Consider the following 17,234-nt stretch of genomic DNA (forward strand, 5'->3'; position numbering starts at 1 on the left):
CCCGGCCGCCGCTCCCGCGATGTTTGCGCTGGCGTGATAGCGATTCGCTGCCTGTGCTGCAACGCAACAGCCATCAGTTAGGTGCAAAAAGGACAGAGCGGTGTTGGCGCTTGCGAAATCGCGAAAAACGGCGCTAATCTTCTCGCTCTGGGGGGAGAATGGCTATTCTCACGTCTCGCAACTATTCGCCTTCGGCAAGCCTTCGGGATATTGTGGCGCGACATTATGTCTTCTCCGCCGCCCTTCCCGAAAACGCGACGCTCATCGACAGCCTGCTTTCCGAAACGGCGTTCATCCGTATCATCGCCTCGGGCGATTGGGCGGCGGAAGCCGCGCCGGGCCAGTGGGAAAGCAGGAGCGGCGCGCTGCTGTTCGGCGCCAATTGCCGGCCGTTTCGCGTCCGGGTCCGCGGGCCCTTCCGGGTCATCGGCATCGCGCTGCGCCCCTGTGGCTGGCGCAGCCTGTTCGACGCGCCGGCCAGTTGCTTTGTCGAACGCCTGATCCCGGTCGCCTCGGCCTGGGGCGATGCCCTGGGGGTCGCGCTGGCCGACGTCGTCCAGTTGCAGGACGATGTGGACGTGATCGCCGCGTGCGAGGCGCTGATCGAATCGCGGATCAATGCCATGGGCGGCATGAAGGTCGATCATCCCATGCGTGCCTTCGAACGGATCGCGCGCTGCGACAGCACGATGATGGTGCAGGAGGCGGCCCGGCAGGTCGGCCTTTCCGAACGCCAGCTGGAACGGCGAACATTGGCGAATTTCGGCCACACCCCAAAGGCGATCATGCGCCGCAGCCGCTTTCTGGACATGGCGGCGGCGATGCGCGGCCTTGGCCAGCCCAGCGACGAGGTTCTGGCCGGGCTGCGCTATTTCGACCAGTCCCATCTGACGCGGGAATTCCGCCGTTTCATCGGCATGTCCCCCAGGATGTTCGCCCAAAGCAACACGCCGTTGCTCGATGCCGGCCTGATGCTGCGCGACATGCGGAAAGCCGAAGCGACCGGTTCGAGCCGTGGCGGCGCGCCGGTCGTGACGCCGGGATATGCCGGAAAACCTGGGTGAAGCGAAAACCCGGCTGACACGAAAGCGGAGCGCACGACCCATGTCGCCGCCCCGCCTGCATCGCCGGTTCTCGTTGCAGCCCATACCGCCGGGGCAATCCCCGGCAGGGCATGGCCTCAGCCGATCAGCGCCGTGACGCCGGGCAGATCTTTGCCTTCCATCCATTCCAGGAAAGCGCCGCCCGCGGTCGAGACGAAGCTGAAATCGCCCGCCACGCCGGCATGGTTGAGCGCCGCGACGGTATCGCCGCCGCCGGCCACCGACACCAGCGAACCCTCGCGGGTCAGCGCCGCGGCGGTCTTGGCCAGCGCCACCGTCGCCGTATCGAACGGCGCGATCTCGAACGCGCCCAGCGGGCCGTTCCACACCAGCGTCCTGCAATTCTTGAGCACATCGCCCAGCGCCTCGACGGCGGCGGGGCCGACGTCCAGGATCATCTCGTCCTCGGCCACCTCATTGATGTTGCAGGTGCGGACGGACGGCGGATTGGCGGCAAATTCTTTCGCCACAACCACGTCATAGGGCAGATGAATGACGCAGCCGGCATCGTCGGCCGCATCCATGATCCTGTCGGCGGTCTCGGCAAGGTCATGCTCGCACAGCGACTTGCCGACATCCACGCCGCGCGCGGCAAGGAAGGTGTTGGCCATGCCGCCACCGATGATCAGGTGATCGACCTTCCTGATGAGGTTGGTGAGCACGTCGAGCTTGCTCGACACCTTGGCGCCGCCGACGACGGCCGCGACCGGCTTCACCGGCGCGCCCAGCGCGGCGGTCAGCGCGTCCAGCTCCGCTTCCATCGAGCGGCCGGCAAAAGCGGGCAGCGCATGGGCGAGACCTTCGGTCGAGGCGTGCGCGCGGTGCGCGGCCGAAAAAGCATCGTTCACATAAAGGTCGCCCAGCGCCGCCATGGCGGCGACCAGCGCGGGATCGTTCTTTTCCTCGCCAGCATGGAAACGGGTGTTCTCCAGGATCGCGATATCGCCATTGCGCATCACCGCAATGCCATCGACCGCCGCCTGTCCCTGGCAATCGGGGATGAACTGCACGTCGCGGCCCAGCACGGCGGAAAAGCCGCGCGTCACCTGGCTGAGCGACATGGAGGGGTTCTTCTGGCCCTTGGGCCGACCGAAATGGGCGAGCACCAGCACCTTGGCACCGCGATCGGCCAGTTCCAGCACCGTCGGCATCGCCGCGCGCAGGCGCGTGTCGTCGGAGATCGACCCATCCTGCATCGGCACGTTCAGGTCTTCGCGGACCAGAACGGTCTTGCCGGTGATGTCACCCATGTCGTCGAGCGTCTTGAACGGCTTGGCCATGATGATCTCCCTTACCCGGAAAAGTGGTTCGCCCCGAACCTGCCCCGGCCCTGCCCGTCCTTCCGGAGGGGCAGACCCGTGACACGCTCGGGGCGAACGATATCGATGATGTTTAGAGCAGACCCGCCACGATGCCGGTCGTGTCGATCATGCGGTTCGAGAAGCCCCATTCATTGTCGTACCAGCTGAGCACGCGCACCAGCTTGCCTTCGATGACCGCGGTTTCCAGGCTGTCGATGGTCGAGCTGGCCGGATCGCCGTTGAAGTCGATCGAGACGAGCGGCTCGTCGGTATAGGCGAGCACGCCCTTCATCGGGCCTTCGGCGGCCGCCTTCAGCAGGCCATTGACTTCCTCGACCGTGGTTTCGCGGCTGGGGATGAATTTGAGATCGACAACCGAGACGTTCGGGGTCGGCACGCGGACCGACGAACCGTCCAGCTTGCCCTTGAGCGCGGGCAGAACCTCACCCACGGCGCGGGCGGCGCCGGTAGTCGTGGGGATCATCGACAGGGCAGCGGCGCGGGCGCGGCGCATGTCCTTGTGGATCTGGTCCAGCGTGTTCTGGTCGTTGGTGTAGCTGTGGATCGTGGTCATGAAGCCACGCTCGATGCCGATGGCGTCGTGCAGAACCTTCGCGAGCGGCGCCAGGCAGTTGGTGGTGCAGCTGGCGTTGGAGATGACGATGTCGTCGGCGGTCAGCGTGTCGTGATTGACGCCGAACACGATGGTCTTGTCGACATTGGTGCCGGGGGCGGAGATGACGACGCGCTTGGCGCCGGCGGTCAGGTGCGCGCTCGCCTTTTCCTTGCTTGCGAAGATGCCGGTGCATTCCAGCGCGATGTCGACGCCCTGAGCGGCGTGCGGCAGCTTGGCCGGATCACGCTCGGCGGTCACGGCGATGCGCTTGCCATCCACCACCAGGAAGTCGCCGTCGACGCTGACTTCGCCGGGGAACTTGCCATGGACGCTGTCGCGCTTGAAGAGCAGCGCATTCGACTTGGCGTCGCCAAGGTCGTTGATGCTCACCAGCTCCAGATCATGGTCGGTGCGCTCCAGGATAGCGCGCGCAACCAGGCGACCGATACGTCCAAAACCGTTGATTGCTACCTTTACTGCCACTGCACTAGCCTCCTTGGACTGGGTTACGAGAGGGCCGCGACGATGCGCGGGGTGATCTTGTCGGCGGTCAGGCCGAAATAGTCGTACAGGGCCTCGATCGGGGCCGAGGCGCCGAAGCGATCGATGCCGAAACGCAGGCCGTCAAGACCGGTATAGCGTTCCCAGCCGAAGGTCACGCCCGCCTCGATCGAGGCGATCAGCGCATCCTGCGGCAACAGGTCCGCTTTATAGGCGGCATCCTGCGCGTCGAACAGCGACCAGCAGGGCATGGAGACGACATCGGCGCCGATGCCCTGCGCTTCCAGAGCGTCAGCGACAGCGACCGCGATCTCCACTTCCGATCCGGTGGCGAGCAGCACGACCTTGCGCGCGACGCCCGCGGCCTTCAGGCGATAGGCACCCCTGGCGGACAGGTTCTCGCTCTTCTGCGTGCGCAGCTGCGGCAGGTTCTGGCGGGTCAGCGCGAGCACGGCGGGGCCGTTCGCATCCTTGAGCGCCAGTTCCCAGCATTCCGCCGTCTCGACAATGTCGGCTGGGCGGTAGACGTCCACATCGGGCACCATGCGCAGGCTCATGACATGCTCGATCGGCTGATGGGTCGGGCCATCCTCGCCCAAGCCGATGCTGTCATGCGTCATCACATAGACGACACGCGCCTTCTGCAGCGCGGACAGGCGAATGGCCGAGCGGCAATAATCGGAAAAGACCAGGAAGGTGCCGCCATAGGGGATGACGCCGCCATGCAGCGCCATGCCGTTCATCGCGGCGGCCATGCCGAATTCGCGGATACCGTAATAGACATAGCGGCCGGCATAATCCTCCGCCGTCAGCGGGCCGGTGCTCTTGGTCTTGGTGTTGTTCGATCCGGTCAGGTCGGCCGAACCGCCCAGCGTTTCGGGCAGCAGATCGTTGATTGCGCCCAGCGCCAGCTCGCTCGCCCTGCGGGTCGCGACCTTCTGCGGCGCGGCGATCAGCGTGTCGATATAGGCGTCCAGCGAGAAGCCCTCGGGCAGGTCGCCGGCCATGCGGCGCTCGAACTCGGCCTTGTCGGCATGGGCGGCAAGGCGCGCCTTCCAGGCGGCATGGGGCGCAGCGGCCTTCAGGCCGATGGCCTTCCAGGTCGCGGCGATGTCGTCAGGGATGACGAAGGGTTCGGCGGTCCAGCCCAGGAATTCGCGGGCGGCGGCGACTTCATCCTTACCCAGCGGCGAACCGTGGACCCCGGAGGTGCCTGCCTTGTTGGGCGAACCGAAGCCGATCTTGGTGGCGCAGGCGATCAGCGACGGGCGCGGATCGGCAAGGGCTTCGTCGATCGCGCGGCGCACATCGGCGGGATCATGGCCGTCGCACGACACGACATGCCAGCCGGTCGCGACATAGCGCGCCCTGATGTCCTCGCTGGAGGACAGGCTGACCGCGCCGTCGATGGTGATGCGGTTATCGTCCCACAGCACGTTGAGGCGACCGAGCTTCATATGGCCGGCAAGGCCGATGGCCTCGTGGTTGATGCCTTCCATCAGGCAGCCGTCGCCGGCGATCACCCAGGTCTTATGGTCGACCAGATCGTCGCCGAAGGTCGCGTTCAGGTGCCGCTCGGCAATCGCCATGCCGACCGCCATCGCCAGGCCCTGACCCAGCGGCCCCGTGGTCGCCTCGACGCCTGCCAGCTCGAAATTCTCCGGGTGGCCGGCGCAAGGGCTGTGCAGCTGACGGAAATTGCGGATGTCGTCCATCGTCGGGCGGGCATAGCCGGTCAGGTTCAGCAGGCTGTAGATCAGCATCGAGCCATGGCCGGCGGACAGGACGAAACGGTCGCGATCCGCCCATTTGGGATCGGCCGGATCATATTTCAGGTAATCGCTGAACAGCACGGTGGCGACGTCGGCCATGCCCATCGGCATGCCGGGATGCCCGCTGTTTGCGGCCTGCACCGCGTCCATGGAAAGCGCCCTGATGGCGTTGGCGAGCTGCGTTTCAGAGGCGGTCATGCGCCGGTTCGTCTTCCCTGTTGACTGGCCCTGTCGCACGGACATGGCGACGATTCGGAAGGGTTCGGCACCCCCCTTGGCGCGTGAAGCCCAAGGCGTCAACCGCACGCGCCCCCCTGCCATGGTTCACCCCCGACCGGCGTGCCCGCCATATCGGACCCGATCCGGCAGCGCTCCGGTTGCCCCTTGAGCTTCGCACCGGCCTGCAAGAGCACTTTTGCAACATCCGCGCTTCCTGCTATGCGCTGCCGTCATGCCAAGCGAACGGATGATACAGGCGATTGGTCGATTGGAACGCGCGATCGCGCGGCTGGAGCGTGTCGCCGATTCGGCGCCGCCGCTGCCCGCCTCCACGCTGGCCGCGCGCGATGCGCTGGAAAAGCTGGATTCCCTGATCGTGGAACTGAAAGCGGGCAGTCGCCGTGGCTGAAGTGACCCTGACCATCGCCGGGCGCCAATATGCCGTGCATAGCCGCGACGGCAGCGAGGCGCATCTGGAGCATCTCGCCAGCATCGTCGATGCGAAGGCCGCGCTCGCCCGTCAGGCGACCCCGGGCCTTACCGAAGTGCGGCAATTGCTGTTCGCCGCGCTGTTCCTGGCCGATGAACTGAACGACCTGAAGCGCGAAGCGGCGGGGCGTCAGGGCGCGCTGGACCTGCCCGAAAGCGACGATCCGGCCGCCCGCGCGATCGAGTCGCTGGCCGAGCGGCTCGAATCCTTGGCACAAAGGCTTGCCCCCGCCCCTGCGACACCCTAAATCATAGGGCGGCGGGCACTGCCTGGTACGAGCTTTTGCGAACATCCCTGAGGCGATATCAAAATCCAAGGGGGCTGTCCCTGACCGGGCCCTGGCCCGACTTACATGGTCCCCACCTGACGTTGAGGCGTCAGAGGATCTTCCAGCAAACGGCCGAGGCGGTCCCGCCACCCCGCTTCTCTTCCTGCCCCGATACGGGCAGGCCAGTGCATCTGACGGAGCGACATGCCCTTGAGCGACGACAAACAGACGCTGCGCACCATCGCGAAACAGAGGCGGCGCAATTTCGTCGCCAGCCTGGACCCGCTGGCGCATCGGCTGGCGTTCAAGGTGATCCCCTCCCCGCTTGCCCGGCTGCTGGACGGGCGCGACCGGATTGCGCTGTATGTGCCCAAGGATGAGGAAGCGCCCGCGCTGCGCCTTGCCGCGGCCCTGACGGCGGCGGGAAAGATATTGTGCCTGCCGCGCGTGATCGACCGGCTGGGCAGCATGGATTTCCAGCGCTGGCAGCCCGACGACCAGCTGTTCCCCGGCCCCTTCGGCACCAGCCACCCGGAGCCGGGCGGCGGCCCCGTCATCCCCGATGCGATCATCACGCCGCTGGTCGGTTTCGACCGGGCGATGAACCGGCTGGGCCAGGGCGGCGGCTATTATGACCGCGCCTTCGCCCGCCATCCCGATGCGTTGCGTGTCGGCCTTGCCTGGTCGGTGCAGGAACATGAGTATCTGCCCGCCGATCCGTGGGACCTGCCGCTGGACGCGGTGCTGACGGAAATCGCCTTCATCGCGCCGTCGGACGATGTCGCGCTTCCTTCCGACGACAATGGACCGGCCGCCGCATGAACGATCCCCAGCCAAGCTGGCGCAAACCCGCCGGCATGTTCATGATCCTGACGCTGATCGCGGTCTGGGCGGTCATCGTCGCCAGTTGCGCGCCATTTGTCGGCCGCCTGCATGGGCTGATCCAGCTGGCCTTCTATATCGTGACCGGCATCGTCTGGATATTGCCGCTCAAGCCGCTGCTGTCGTGGATGGAGACGGGCCACTGGCGCCGTTATTGAGGCGATCGATGGCGCGGCGCCGAGGCCGCCTATCCGGATACCACAAAATTGCCCTGCCCCCCGCGTCTGCCGAAACATGGCCGAAGCGCTTGAGGAGGAGCGAGGAGCGATTCGTGCAATCGCGAAAAACCGCCAAATCCTGGTAAAGGCCAACCCCGAAAGCGAGGTCGCCGATCCATATTCAAACTGTCGAATTGTGCTGTAGGGCCGATTTTCCGGAATATCATTCCGGCATCCCCCAGCCATCCACCGAACGCTTAAATCATGCCATTTCCCGGTAGGAAATGGCGCGAGTGACGGGGCTCGAACCCGCGACCTCCGGCGTGACAGGCCGGCACTCTAACCAACTGAGCTACACCCGCGTTCGGTGTGGAGCGCCCAACTAGAAGCTGGCACCCACCCTGTCAACACCCCTAAACAGACCTTTCATCAATATCTTCGCGAGGGGCCGGGGGACGCATGGTCAGCGTGCCCGCTTCGAACAGGAATCCGGCGATATCCGGCTTGCCCGCCGCTTCCACCACGGTCTGGATGATGATGAGCAGCGGCACCGCCAGCAGCGCGCCGATCGTGCCCCACACCCATCCCCAGAAGGAAAGCGAGACGAGAATCAGCAGCGGATTCATCGTCAGCCGCCGGCCGAGGATGGTCGGCGTGATCGCATTCGCCTCCACCAGATGGAAACCCACCTGCACGGCGGCGGGCAACAGCGCGACCCAGACGTCATCAAACACCATCAATCCGCCCAGCGCCATCAGCACGGCGGCCAGGATCGGCCCGAAATATGGAATGAAGTTGAGCAGCGCCACGATACCGCCCCACATCAGCGGCGACGGCATGCCGATCAGATAGAAGGCCAGCGCCACCGACAGGCCAAGGCTGATGTTGATGGTGGCGATGGTCAGCACATAGGCCGATGTCGCATCGACCACATTCTGGATCACCCGCGCCACCGCCAATGCGCCGTCGAAGCTGCCTCGGCTGCTGATGGTCCGCTTGCGCAGCTTCGTCCAGCCGGCGAGGAAGAAATAGATGGCGAGCAGCGCGAAGAACATCTGGATGATGACCGAGGGCGCCGATGTCGCGGCGAATTGCAGCAGCGACCGGGGCGCTTCCACCGCCGCCGTCTGCGCCGCCGCCACCGGGCCGCTCGCCAGCATCTGCACCGTCTCGTCCACGAAGCGCTGCAGGTTGGAATAGAAATCGATGAGCGGCGCCAGATTCGCCTGAATATGGGGAATACGCTCGGGCAGGATGCGGAACCAGTCCGTCGCCGGGACGACGATCAGCACCAGCGCGGTATTGGCGACCAGCAGGAACAGGATGACGGCAATCGCCGCGGCCACCGCCGAAGGCACGCCGCGCCGCTCCATCCATTCCAGAAAGGGCACCAGCGCGATGGCGATGACGAGCGCCGCCGTCAGCGGCATGAAGAATTCGGCCCCCTCCCGCAGCGCGAACGGCAGCGCAATCAACAGCCCCAGCCCGCCCGTCAGCGCGAGCGATGCCAGCAGACGATCCCGCCGCCGGTCGATTTCCTGCCTGTTGTCTTCTGCCACCTTGCCCACCGTTACGGCGCCGCTTTTATGGCGCCGATTTGAACATTGCCTTGCGCCCGCCCCCTTGGGAAATCAATTGCGCCGGAAAATATGGTGGCTAGGACGTTAACCAAATTTTCGGCCGATGCCGCCTAAGCCGGACACCGGAACGGCATTTCATCGAGGACGACATGATCGCGCGGTCAAAGGCAAGGACGGTGGTGGCAAAGACGATAGCGGCAAAGATGGTGGCGGTATTGGCAATGCTGGCGGCGGCAGGATCGCCGGCCGGCGCGACCATGGCCCGTGCCCCCCTGCCTGCCACCGTCGCCCTCGATTCGCGCGCTTATGTGGAACGGGTCAGCACCGACCTCAACGGACGCGCCCGCCGCGTGCTGGCCGCCGCCAACCGGCTGGCGCCGGGGGACCGGGTGGTCTTCGTGGTCAATTATCGCAATCGCGGCGATGCCCCGGTGCGCGGTTTCTATGTCACCAACCCCGTGCCCGCCCGCGTGCGGCTGGACATGATGCAGTTTTCCGCCGCGCCTGCGGACATGCAGGTATCCGTGGATGGCGGGGCGCATTGGGGGCGGCTGGACGATTTCACGATCCCGACCCCGCTTGGCGGCACCCGTCGGGCGACCAGCGAAGACATCACCCATGTCCGCTGGGGCGTGCATGCGCCCGTGGCGCCGGGCGACAGCGGCCGGATCGCGTGGCGCGGCGTCGTCCGCTGATCCTTGCTTTCAAGGGAGCGTCAGGCCCCCTTCCCGATCGGCCAGGCGCGCCCTAAGCTCCACCGCGACAAGCGGAGAGCGATGGCATGACGGCAAGGGACGGGGATGCAGCCCCCGGCGCGAACGACGATCTGATCCTGGTCATCGATGCGGGCACCACATCGACCCGCGCGCTGATCTTCGCGCCGGACGGCCGGTGCCTTGCCCTCGCCCAGGCGGACATCACCCAATATTATCCGCAATCGAGCCATGTCGAACATGATGCAGCCGAAATCTGGGACAAGACCCTGGCCTGCATCCGGCAGGCGGTAACGGCCCTGCCCGACCCTCGCCGCCTGGTCGCGCTGGGCATCGCCAACCAGCGCGAGACGGTGGTCTTCTGGGATCGGAACAGCGGCGCGCCGCTCTCCCGCGCCATCGTGTGGCAGGACCGGCGCACCGCGGAGCTTTGCGCGACGTTGCGCGATGCGGGCCATGAACCGCTGATCCAGGCGCGCACCGGACTGCTGCTCGATCCCTATTTTTCCGCCGGCAAGATCCGCTGGGCGCTGGATCACTGGCCGCAACTGGCACAGGCCGGGCGCCGGCTGGCCGTGGGGACGGTGGAAAGCTATCTCGTTCATCGGCTGACCGGCGGGCTGCATATCAGCGACGCCAGCAATGCCGCGCGCACCAGCCTGATGGATATCGACCTTGGCCGCTGGGATGACGACCTGCTCGCCCTCTTCGGCATCGACGGCGGGATATTGCCGGAGATCACCGACACGGTCGGCGCGTTCGGCAAGACCGATCCGGCGCTTTTCGGCCTGGCCCTGCCGATCTGCGGGCTGGCGGGGGATCAGCAGGCGGCGACCATCGGGCAAGGATGCCTGTCGCCGGGGCAGTGCAAGGGCACCTATGGCACGGGCGCCTTCATCCTGTCCGTCACCGGCACGCAGCGCGCGCAAAGCCGGCACCGGCTGCTCTCGACGGTGCTGTGCCAGCAGGGTGGCATCCGCCATTATGCGCTGGAAGGCGCGATCTTCGTGGCGGGCAGCCTGATCCAGTGGCTGCGCGACGCACTGGGGCTGATCGCGACGGCGCAGGAAAGCGCGGCGCTGGCCGCCGGCGTGCCCGACAATGGCGGCGTGGTGATGGTGCCGGCGATGACCGGCCTTGGCGCGCCCTATTGGCGGCCGGATGTGCGCGGGCAGATCACGGGCCTCAGCTTCGGCGCCGGGCGCGGCCATATCGTGCGCGCGGCGCTGGAAGCGATGGCGCACCAGACCCACGACCTGCAGACAGCCTTCGCCGCCGACGGCGCGCCATGGCAGAGCCTCGCCATCGACGGCGGCATGGCGGCGAACGACTGGATGGCGCAGGATCTGGCGGACATGCTGGACATCCCGATCATGCGGCCGGATTTCATCGAGACGACGGCCAAGGGCGCGGCGATGCTGGCCGCAGTGGGCGCGGGCCTGTTCGCCGACCTGCCCGGCGCGGCGGCGGCGATGACCGGGCCGGTGCAGCGCTTCACGCCGGCGATGGACGCCGCCGTGCGTGACAGGCGGCTGGTGGCGTGGCGACGGGCGCTGGACGCCGCGCTGTGGCAGGCGGGCGAAGCATAGAGCCGTCCCGCCTCCCCGTTAATCAGCGAACAGCAGCACCGGCGTTTCCAGCAGGCGGCGCACGGCCTGGACGAAGCTTGCCGCGTCCCAGCCATCGACCACCCGATGGTCGCAGCTGATCGAGAGGTTCATCAACTTGGCGGCAACCACCTCCCTGCCACGGAAGACGGGGCGTTCGATCACGCGGTTGGGGCCAATGATCGCGACTTCCGGCCGGTTGATGACCGGGGTCGTCGCGATGCCGCCCAGCGGACCGAGCGAGGTGACGGTAAGCGTCGAGCCGGAGAGTTCCTCGCTCCTCGCCTTGCCGCTGCGGGCGGCCTCGGCAAGGCGGGTGATTTCGGCCGCGAGCTGCCAGACATTGCGGTCCTGCGCGTCACGGATGACGGGGACCATCAGGCCGGCGTCTGTCTGGGTCGCCATGCCCAGATGCACGGCGCCATGGCGGGTGACGATGCCCGCCTCGTCATCATAGCGGGCGTTGATCATCGGGAAGTCCGGGATCGCCTTGCACATCGCCACGATCAGCAGGGGCAGCATGGTGAGCTTGGGCTTGTCCCCGCGACTGGCGTTGAGATCGGCGCGCATCGCCTCCAGCGCGGTGACGTCGATTTCCTCGACATAGGTGAAGTGCGGGATGTGGCGCTTGGACGCCGCCATATTCTCCGCGATGCGACGGCGCATGCCGATGACCTTCACGGCTTCGTCTGGGCGGGCGGCGGATCGCCCGGCCGGGCGATAGCCCTGCCCCTGCCCGTAGAGTAGGAACGCATCGAGATCGGCATGGCGGATATGGTCGCCGACGGATTTCACCTGCGCAAGGTCGATGCCGAGGTCCTTCGCACGGGCGCGAACGGCGGGGGATGCGAGGATGGGGGCTTGGGCTTCATCCCCCGCTGTGTCGTGCTCCTGCGCAGGCAGGAGCCCAGGGTTATGTTGCGCAATCTGGCCCTGGGTTCCTGCCTGCGCAGGAGCACCGAGCGGCTCGGGAGAGGCAGGCGCGTCGACCGTCACCTCGCCGGGCGTTTCCGCTGCGATGGCTTCTTCCGACGGCGCAGGCGCTTCCGCAACCGCCTCCCCTTCCGTCTCGATCACCACCAGCATGGAACCGATGGCGACCTGATGGCCCGGTTCGCCGGCCAGTTCGACCACGGTGCCGGCCACTGGCGATTCCATCGCCACGGTGGCCTTGTCGGTCATCATGTCGGCGATTTCCTGGTCTTCCTCGACCCGGTCGCCGACCTTTACATGCCAACCGACGATTTCCGCTTCGGCAATGCCCTCGCCGATGTCCGGCAGGCGAAAAGTGAACAGCGCCATGGGGTCAGTCCTTCATGATCTTGGCAATGGCTTCGCGGATGCGGACGGGTCCGGGGAAATAGGCCCATTCCAGGCTATGCGGATAGGGCGTGTCGAAGCCGGTCACGCGCTCGATGGGCGCTTCGAGATGGTAGAAGCAGCGCTCCTGCACCAGCGCGGAGAGTTCCGCGCCGAAGCCGCTGGTGCGCGTCGCCTCATGCACGATCAGGCAGCGGCCGGTCTTGCGCACGGACGCCTCGATCGCCTCGATATCCAGCGGAACGAGCGTGCGCAGGTCGATGATCTCCGCGTCCACGCCGCTTTCGGCAACGGTATCGGCGACCACATGCACCATCGTACCGTAGCACAATATGGTCAGCGCCTCCCCGGCCCGCACGGTGCGCGCCTTGCCCAGCGGGATGCGGTAATAGCCGTCGGGTACCTGCGCATCGGGATGGCCGGCCCAGTTCTTCGACGGGCGATCATAATGGCCGTCGAAGGGGCCGTTATAGATGCGCTTGGGCTCGAAGAAGATCGTCGGATCATTATCCTCGATCGCGGCGATCAGCAGGCCCTTGGCGTCATAGGGCGTGGACGGGATCACCGTCTTGACGCCCGAGACATGGGTGAAGATGCCTTCCGGGCTCTGGCTGTGCGTCTGCCCGCCGAAGATGCCGCCGCCAAAGGGCGAGCGCACCGTCATCGGCGAGATGAATTCGCCGGCCGAGCGGTAGCGCAGCCGCGCCGCCTCGCTCACCAACTGGTCGAGCGCGGGATAGATATAGTCGGCGAACTGGATTTCGGGCACCGGGCGCAGGCCGTAGGCGCCCATGCCCACCGCCACGCCGATGATGCCGCATTCGGTGATCGGCGTGTCGAACACGCGATTCTTGCCATATTTCGTTTGCAGCCCCGCCGTCGCGCGAAAGACGCCGCCGAAATAGCCGACATCCTCGCCCATGACGATGACGGTCGGGTCGCAATCCATCATGACGTCCAGCGCGCTGTTGATCGCCTGGATCATGTTCATCTGCCGCGCCTCGCCGGTGGCGAGGTCTGCCGGCGCGACCGCCATGTCTGCCTCGATGCCGCTCATAGCCCGGCCGCCTTCTGCTCGCGCAGCATCTGTTCGCATTGTTCCTTCAGGTGCCAGGGCATCTCCTCGAACACCCCTTCGAACATGGTGTCGAACGGCTGGTTCAGGCCGTGGCCGAGGATGCCGTTCTTCTCCGCCGTGCGCGCGGCCTCCTTCACCAGGCTCGCCAGTTCCAGGTCCATGGCGGCATGGCGTTCCTCGTCCCAGATGCCGATGCGGATGCAATGATCCTTCAGCCGCTTGATCGGGTCGCCCAGCGGCCAGGCGCTGGCTTCCCCGGCGGAGCGATATTGGCTGGGGTCGTCGGACGTGCTGTGCCCTTCGACGCGATAGGTGAAATGCTCGATCAGGGTCGGGCCGGCATTGCTGCGCGCCCGGTCGGCGGCCCAGCGGGTCGCGGCATAGACGGCGAGCGGATCATTGCCGTCCACCCGCAGCCCGGCGATGCCATAGCCCACGGCGCGCGCTGCGAAGGTGGTGTTCTCGCCTCCCGCAAAGCCTGAAAAGCTGCTGATAGCCCATTGGTTATTCACGATATTCATGATGACGGGCGCGCGATAGACGCTGGCGAAGGTGCAGGCCGAATGGAAATCCCCCTCCGCCGTCGATCCCTCGCCGCACCATGTCGCGGCGATGCGCGTGTCCCCGCGCGAGGCGCTGGCCATCGCCCAGCCCACCGCCTGCGGCCATTGCGTGGTGAGGTTGCCGGAGATGGAGAAGAAGCTCGCCTCCTTCACCGAATACATGATCGGCAGCTGCCGGCCCTTCAGCCGGTCGGCGCCGTTCGAATAGATCTGGTTCATCATATCGACAATGTCCCAGTCCCGCGCGATCAGGATGCCCTGCTGGCGATAGCTGGGGAAGCACATGTCGTCACGGTCCAGCGCCAGCGCGGCGGCGACAGCGACGGCCTCCTCGCCGGTGGACTTCATGTAGAAGCTGGTCTTGCCCTGCCGCTGCGCGCGGAACATGCGCTCGTCGAAGGCGCGGGTCAGCGCCATGGCGCGCAGCATCCTGAGCACGGTCTCAGGCGGCAGTTTCGGGTTCCAGGCGCCAACCGCCTCGCCCGAATCATCCAGAACGCGGATCAGGCCATAAGCGAGCGGACGGATATCGGCAGGCGCGGCGGCTTCATCCGGCCGGGGCGCGGCGTCGGCGGCGGGGATATCGAAATCGGTGAAATCCGCTGTGTCGCCCGGCCGAAAGCGCGGTTCCGGCACATGCAGACTGAGCGGCGGAAGGTTCCGGCCGTCCTTGGCTTCCATCATTCCTGCTCCCGTGCAGCCGTTGCTGCATCGCAATAATATTACTCTTGCGGGGCATTATATTACCGAGTCGGAAAAAGGCAAGCCTTACTGTCCTATTGTGCCGTTCGACATGCCCGCAACAGCGAGCGCGCGGGATCTCTTATGCGGTCCCACGCGACGAATACCCATATAAGAGAAGCTTTTTCAGACCGCGACGGGCGCCGCGATATGGCCCTGCGGCGCATAGTCGACAACGTCGAAATCCTCGATCCGATAGTCGAACATGCTGGCCGGCCGACGGTTGATGAGCAGCCGGGGCGCGCCGCCGGGCGCACGCTCGATCTGCGCTTCCACCAGTTCGGCATGATTGAGGTAGAGGTGGACGTCGCCGCCGCTCCACACGATCTCGCCCGGCCGCAGGTCGCATTGCTGGGCCAGCATCCGGGTCAGCAGCGCCAGCCCGAAGATGTTGAAGGCAAAGCCCAGCCCCAGGTCGCAGCTGCGCTGGAACAACATGCCCGACAGCCGGCCATCGGCGACGTGGAACTGATAGGTCATGTGGCAGGGCGGCAGCGCCATGCCCGCCAGCTCATCCACATTCCAGCCGGTGAACAGCAGGCGCCGCGAACCGGGATTGGTACGGATGCCCGCCACCAGCTCCGCGATCTGGTTGTGCCCGCGCGGCGCCCGACGATACAAGTCGCCCTCGACCTGCTCGTAATGCGGCCAGTTGGTCCATTGCGCACCATAGACGGGGCCCAGATTGCCCCATTGCGCGGCAAAGGCTTCGTCCGCGACGATCCGCGCCTCGAAGGCGTCGCGGTCGATCGCCTCGCCGGTCGCGCGGCGATAGGCGTCGAGCGGCCAATCGGTCCAGATATGCACGCCCTGCGCCACCAGCGCGCGGATATTGGTGTCTCCGCTCAGGAACCACAGCATCTCGCGCGCGGCGACCTTCCAGTAGACGCGCTTGGTGGTGAGCAGCGGCACATGGTCGTCCGCCAGATCGAATCGCATCGTTGCGCCCAATATGGAGCGGGTGCCGACGCCGGTGCGGTCGATCCGTTCGTCGCCTTCGCGCCAGATGCGGCGCATAAGGTCCAGATATTGCTGTTCATAATGCGCCATGGCGAAACCGGCCTGTCCCCGAATGCGAATCTGCGTGTCCATGCTGTAGCGGAGGCGACCGCCCGATCCAAATATGGCGGCGCACCGCGAAACTCATTCCATATTCGATTGATTTTTCCGCATGGTATCGCCGAAATGGAGCGGCCTTGGCTGGCCTGAATCGGGCGAACATGGCCAGATTTGGCGCATGGCATGCCTCGATCACTCCTGGCGCAAAAGCACCCATGAGGATGCCACGACACTCTATTTCGATGGCGACTTCATGCCCATCGGCTCCCGCCGCTTCGCCGGCAAGGAAGATGGCGTGTCACCGGACTGGAGCCTGGTGATGGGCGATATGCTGGTATTCGGCGCGCGTTTCCTGATCCTCCAGCATAATCATCCCTCGGGCGATCCCAGCCCCAGCATGTCCGACATCGTCGTCACCCGATCGCTCTGCGCCATGCTGCGGCCGCTGCGGCTGAAGCTGATCGACCATGTGATCTGGGCCGGGGACCGGCATTACAGCTTCCGCGCGAACGGTTTGATGTAAGGCCCCGCACGGGCAAAAAAGGTGCGATGCAAAAAGCCCGGCAAAAAAGCCTGGAAGGTCGCTTGCAACATCCTGAACCCGACTCTATAGACCGCCGCCTGCCTGCCGGAACGCAACCTTGCGATTCCGGCTCGGTCGGGGAGTAGCTCAGCCTGGTAGAGCACTGTCTTCGGGAGGCAGGGGCCGGAGGTTCGAATCCTCTCTCCCCGACCAAATCTCATTTAAGGGGGTAGCGGTGCCGCTGCCCCCTTGGGATGGGTCGGTTTCATTTACGGTATTTGCAAGCATATCAAATGGTTGACGGTACTCGGCACTCAGCTCGCCATGCTTCCAAGTGCAGTTCGATAGTACGAAATTGAGCAACCGACGTTTCTCAATTCCATTAGAACCCTCGAACAATCCGAGCGCTTTGCGCGCTAGCTTCAGCAGGGCCACCCCTTCATCCATGTAGTTATTGCTGGCCTCTTGATGCCGGACGAGATCGCGCTGGCAGCGATCGAGCTCGTCGCGCCATTGCAAAGCCATGCGGCGATAAAAATCGTCAGTGACAGTGCCATCCAGCTTATCGACGTAGACAGCTTCCAGGCGCTTCCGAAGGCGCTCGCTCTCTGCATGAAGGTGCGTCATCGCCTCATCATGGTCGTGCCGCTCAACCTCGAAGCTGTCCTTCAGCGCTTCGACGATAATATCGTAAACATTCTCGTCGAAACGTAGCTTGGCCATCAGTACGGCAAACTGCT

17 protein-coding genes and 2 tRNA genes are annotated in these 17,234 nt (G+C 65.5%); 10 read left to right on the plus strand and 9 right to left on the minus strand.

Going from position 1 to position 17,234, the window contains the following annotated elements; translation table 11 throughout:
* Positions 1-158: 158 nt before the first annotated feature.
* Positions 159-1,064 carry an AraC family transcriptional regulator gene (locus tag WFP78_RS07335; protein ID WP_336960248.1) on the plus strand — a complete coding sequence of 302 codons (906 nt, stop codon included), beginning with the start codon at positions 159-161 and terminating at the stop codon, positions 1,062-1,064.
* 116 nt (positions 1,065-1,180) lie between these two features.
* On the opposite strand, the gene WFP78_RS07340 is transcribed toward WFP78_RS07335, so the two are convergent.
* The 3 genes from WFP78_RS07340 to tkt form a co-directional block, all read right to left on the minus strand.
* Positions 1,181-2,383, minus strand: a complete 1,203-nt coding sequence (locus WFP78_RS07340) for a phosphoglycerate kinase (protein WP_336960250.1) — start codon at positions 2,381-2,383, stop codon at positions 1,181-1,183.
* A 112-nt stretch (positions 2,384-2,495) separates the two neighbouring features.
* A complete protein-coding gene (gene gap / locus WFP78_RS07345) occupies positions 2,496-3,503 on the minus strand; it encodes a type I glyceraldehyde-3-phosphate dehydrogenase (protein WP_336960252.1) in 1,008 nt (335 codons plus the stop codon).
* A gap of 23 nt (positions 3,504-3,526) precedes the next feature.
* Positions 3,527-5,491, minus strand: coding sequence for a transketolase (tkt, locus tag WFP78_RS07350; protein ID WP_336960254.1), 1,965 nt, complete (start codon positions 5,489-5,491; stop codon positions 3,527-3,529).
* 268 nt (positions 5,492-5,759) lie between these two features.
* On the opposite strand from tkt, the gene WFP78_RS07355 reads away from it, so the two are divergent.
* The 4 genes from WFP78_RS07355 (at position 5,760) to WFP78_RS07370 (ending at position 7,310) form a co-directional block, all read left to right on the plus strand.
* Positions 5,760-5,921: a hypothetical protein gene (locus WFP78_RS07355; protein ID WP_336960256.1), complete on the plus strand. Its 162-nt coding sequence runs from the start codon at positions 5,760-5,762 to the stop codon at positions 5,919-5,921.
* Positions 5,914-6,249, plus strand: a complete 336-nt coding sequence (locus WFP78_RS07360) for a cell division protein ZapA (RefSeq protein ID WP_336960258.1) — start codon at positions 5,914-5,916, stop codon at positions 6,247-6,249. The genes WFP78_RS07355 and WFP78_RS07360 overlap by 8 nt, the downstream gene beginning before the upstream one ends.
* A gap of 225 nt (positions 6,250-6,474) precedes the next feature.
* The gene (locus WFP78_RS07365) at positions 6,475-7,092 is read left to right on the plus strand and encodes a 5-formyltetrahydrofolate cyclo-ligase (RefSeq protein WP_419722930.1); all 618 of its coding nucleotides are present in this window, start codon (positions 6,475-6,477) and stop codon (positions 7,090-7,092) included.
* The gene (locus WFP78_RS07370; RefSeq protein WP_336960262.1) at positions 7,089-7,310 is read left to right on the plus strand and encodes a DUF2842 domain-containing protein; all 222 of its coding nucleotides are present in this window, start codon (positions 7,089-7,091) and stop codon (positions 7,308-7,310) included. The genes WFP78_RS07365 and WFP78_RS07370 overlap by 4 nt, the downstream gene beginning before the upstream one ends.
* Before the next feature lie 285 nt (positions 7,311-7,595).
* Here WFP78_RS07370 and WFP78_RS07375 read toward each other — a convergent pair.
* Both WFP78_RS07375 and WFP78_RS07380 read right to left on the minus strand, forming a co-directional pair.
* Positions 7,596-7,672 (minus strand) — tRNA-Asp (locus WFP78_RS07375).
* A 51-nt stretch (positions 7,673-7,723) separates the two neighbouring features.
* On the minus strand, positions 7,724-8,869 hold the full coding sequence (locus WFP78_RS07380; protein ID WP_336960264.1) for an AI-2E family transporter: 1,146 nt from the start codon (positions 8,867-8,869) through the stop codon (positions 7,724-7,726).
* A gap of 170 nt (positions 8,870-9,039) precedes the next feature.
* On the opposite strand from WFP78_RS07380, the gene WFP78_RS07385 reads away from it, so the two are divergent.
* Positions 9,040-9,585, plus strand: a complete 546-nt coding sequence (locus WFP78_RS07385; protein ID WP_336960266.1) for a hypothetical protein — start codon at positions 9,040-9,042, stop codon at positions 9,583-9,585.
* An 86-nt stretch (positions 9,586-9,671) separates the two neighbouring features.
* Positions 9,672-11,192: an FGGY family carbohydrate kinase gene (locus WFP78_RS07390; RefSeq protein ID WP_336960268.1), complete on the plus strand. Its 1,521-nt coding sequence runs from the start codon at positions 9,672-9,674 to the stop codon at positions 11,190-11,192.
* A gap of 18 nt (positions 11,193-11,210) precedes the next feature.
* On the opposite strand, the gene WFP78_RS07395 is transcribed toward WFP78_RS07390, so the two are convergent.
* From WFP78_RS07395 to thyA, 4 genes are all read right to left on the minus strand, one after another.
* Entirely contained in the window at positions 11,211-12,512 is a 1,302-nt protein-coding gene (locus tag WFP78_RS07395; RefSeq protein WP_336960270.1) for a dihydrolipoamide acetyltransferase family protein, read from the minus strand.
* Positions 12,513-12,516: 4 nt separating this feature from the next.
* Positions 12,517-13,521, minus strand: a complete 1,005-nt coding sequence (locus WFP78_RS07400; RefSeq protein ID WP_336960343.1) for an alpha-ketoacid dehydrogenase subunit beta — start codon at positions 13,519-13,521, stop codon at positions 12,517-12,519.
* A 62-nt stretch (positions 13,522-13,583) separates the two neighbouring features.
* Positions 13,584-14,855, minus strand: a complete 1,272-nt coding sequence (locus WFP78_RS07405) for a 3-methyl-2-oxobutanoate dehydrogenase (2-methylpropanoyl-transferring) subunit alpha (RefSeq protein WP_336960272.1) — start codon at positions 14,853-14,855, stop codon at positions 13,584-13,586.
* 183 nt (positions 14,856-15,038) lie between these two features.
* A complete protein-coding gene (gene thyA / locus WFP78_RS07410; protein ID WP_419722931.1) occupies positions 15,039-16,004 on the minus strand; it encodes a thymidylate synthase in 966 nt (321 codons plus the stop codon).
* 79 nt (positions 16,005-16,083) lie between these two features.
* Between thyA and WFP78_RS07415 the strand changes: the two genes are divergently transcribed.
* The 3 genes from WFP78_RS07415 (at position 16,084) to WFP78_RS07425 (ending at position 17,208) form a co-directional block, all read left to right on the plus strand.
* On the plus strand, positions 16,084-16,494 hold the full coding sequence (locus WFP78_RS07415; RefSeq protein WP_336960274.1) for a JAB domain-containing protein: 411 nt from the start codon (positions 16,084-16,086) through the stop codon (positions 16,492-16,494).
* 136 nt (positions 16,495-16,630) lie between these two features.
* A tRNA-Pro gene (locus WFP78_RS07420) sits at positions 16,631-16,707 on the plus strand.
* A gap of 255 nt (positions 16,708-16,962) precedes the next feature.
* A complete protein-coding gene (locus WFP78_RS07425) occupies positions 16,963-17,208 on the plus strand; it encodes a hypothetical protein (RefSeq protein WP_336960276.1) in 246 nt (81 codons plus the stop codon).
* Positions 17,209-17,234: the final 26 nt, after the last annotated feature.

The organism is Sphingobium aquiterrae (assembly GCF_037154135.1).
GTDB classification, from domain to species: domain Bacteria; phylum Pseudomonadota; class Alphaproteobacteria; order Sphingomonadales; family Sphingomonadaceae; genus Sphingobium; species Sphingobium aquiterrae.

Excerpts from the sequence above, each read along its gene's own strand:
- WFP78_RS07365 (WP_419722930.1), top strand. The coding sequence starts at position 6,475 with ATGCCCTTGAGCGACGACAAACAGACGCTGCGCACCATCGCGAAACAG.
- WFP78_RS07415 (WP_336960274.1), top strand. The coding sequence starts at position 16,084 with ATGGTATCGCCGAAATGGAGCGGCCTTGGCTGGCCTGAATCGGGCGAA.
- WFP78_RS07395 (WP_336960270.1), bottom strand. The coding sequence starts at position 12,512 with ATGGCGCTGTTCACTTTTCGCCTGCCGGACATCGGCGAGGGCATTGCC.
- WFP78_RS07335 (WP_336960248.1), top strand. The coding sequence starts at position 159 with ATGGCTATTCTCACGTCTCGCAACTATTCGCCTTCGGCAAGCCTTCGG.
- WFP78_RS07340 (WP_336960250.1), bottom strand. The coding sequence starts at position 2,383 with ATGGCCAAGCCGTTCAAGACGCTCGACGACATGGGTGACATCACCGGC.
- thyA (WP_419722931.1), bottom strand. The coding sequence starts at position 16,004 with ATGGACACGCAGATTCGCATTCGGGGACAGGCCGGTTTCGCCATGGCG.
- tkt (WP_336960254.1), bottom strand. The coding sequence starts at position 5,491 with ATGACCGCCTCTGAAACGCAGCTCGCCAACGCCATCAGGGCGCTTTCC.
- WFP78_RS07425 (WP_336960276.1), top strand. The coding sequence starts at position 16,963 with ATGCCGGACGAGATCGCGCTGGCAGCGATCGAGCTCGTCGCGCCATTG.
- WFP78_RS07405 (WP_336960272.1), bottom strand. The coding sequence starts at position 14,855 with ATGATGGAAGCCAAGGACGGCCGGAACCTTCCGCCGCTCAGTCTGCAT.
- WFP78_RS07390 (WP_336960268.1), top strand. The coding sequence starts at position 9,672 with ATGACGGCAAGGGACGGGGATGCAGCCCCCGGCGCGAACGACGATCTG.
- WFP78_RS07400 (WP_336960343.1), bottom strand. The coding sequence starts at position 13,521 with ATGAACATGATCCAGGCGATCAACAGCGCGCTGGACGTCATGATGGAT.
- WFP78_RS07370 (WP_336960262.1), top strand. The coding sequence starts at position 7,089 with ATGAACGATCCCCAGCCAAGCTGGCGCAAACCCGCCGGCATGTTCATG.
- WFP78_RS07355 (WP_336960256.1), top strand. The coding sequence starts at position 5,760 with ATGATACAGGCGATTGGTCGATTGGAACGCGCGATCGCGCGGCTGGAG.
- WFP78_RS07385 (WP_336960266.1), top strand. The coding sequence starts at position 9,040 with ATGATCGCGCGGTCAAAGGCAAGGACGGTGGTGGCAAAGACGATAGCG.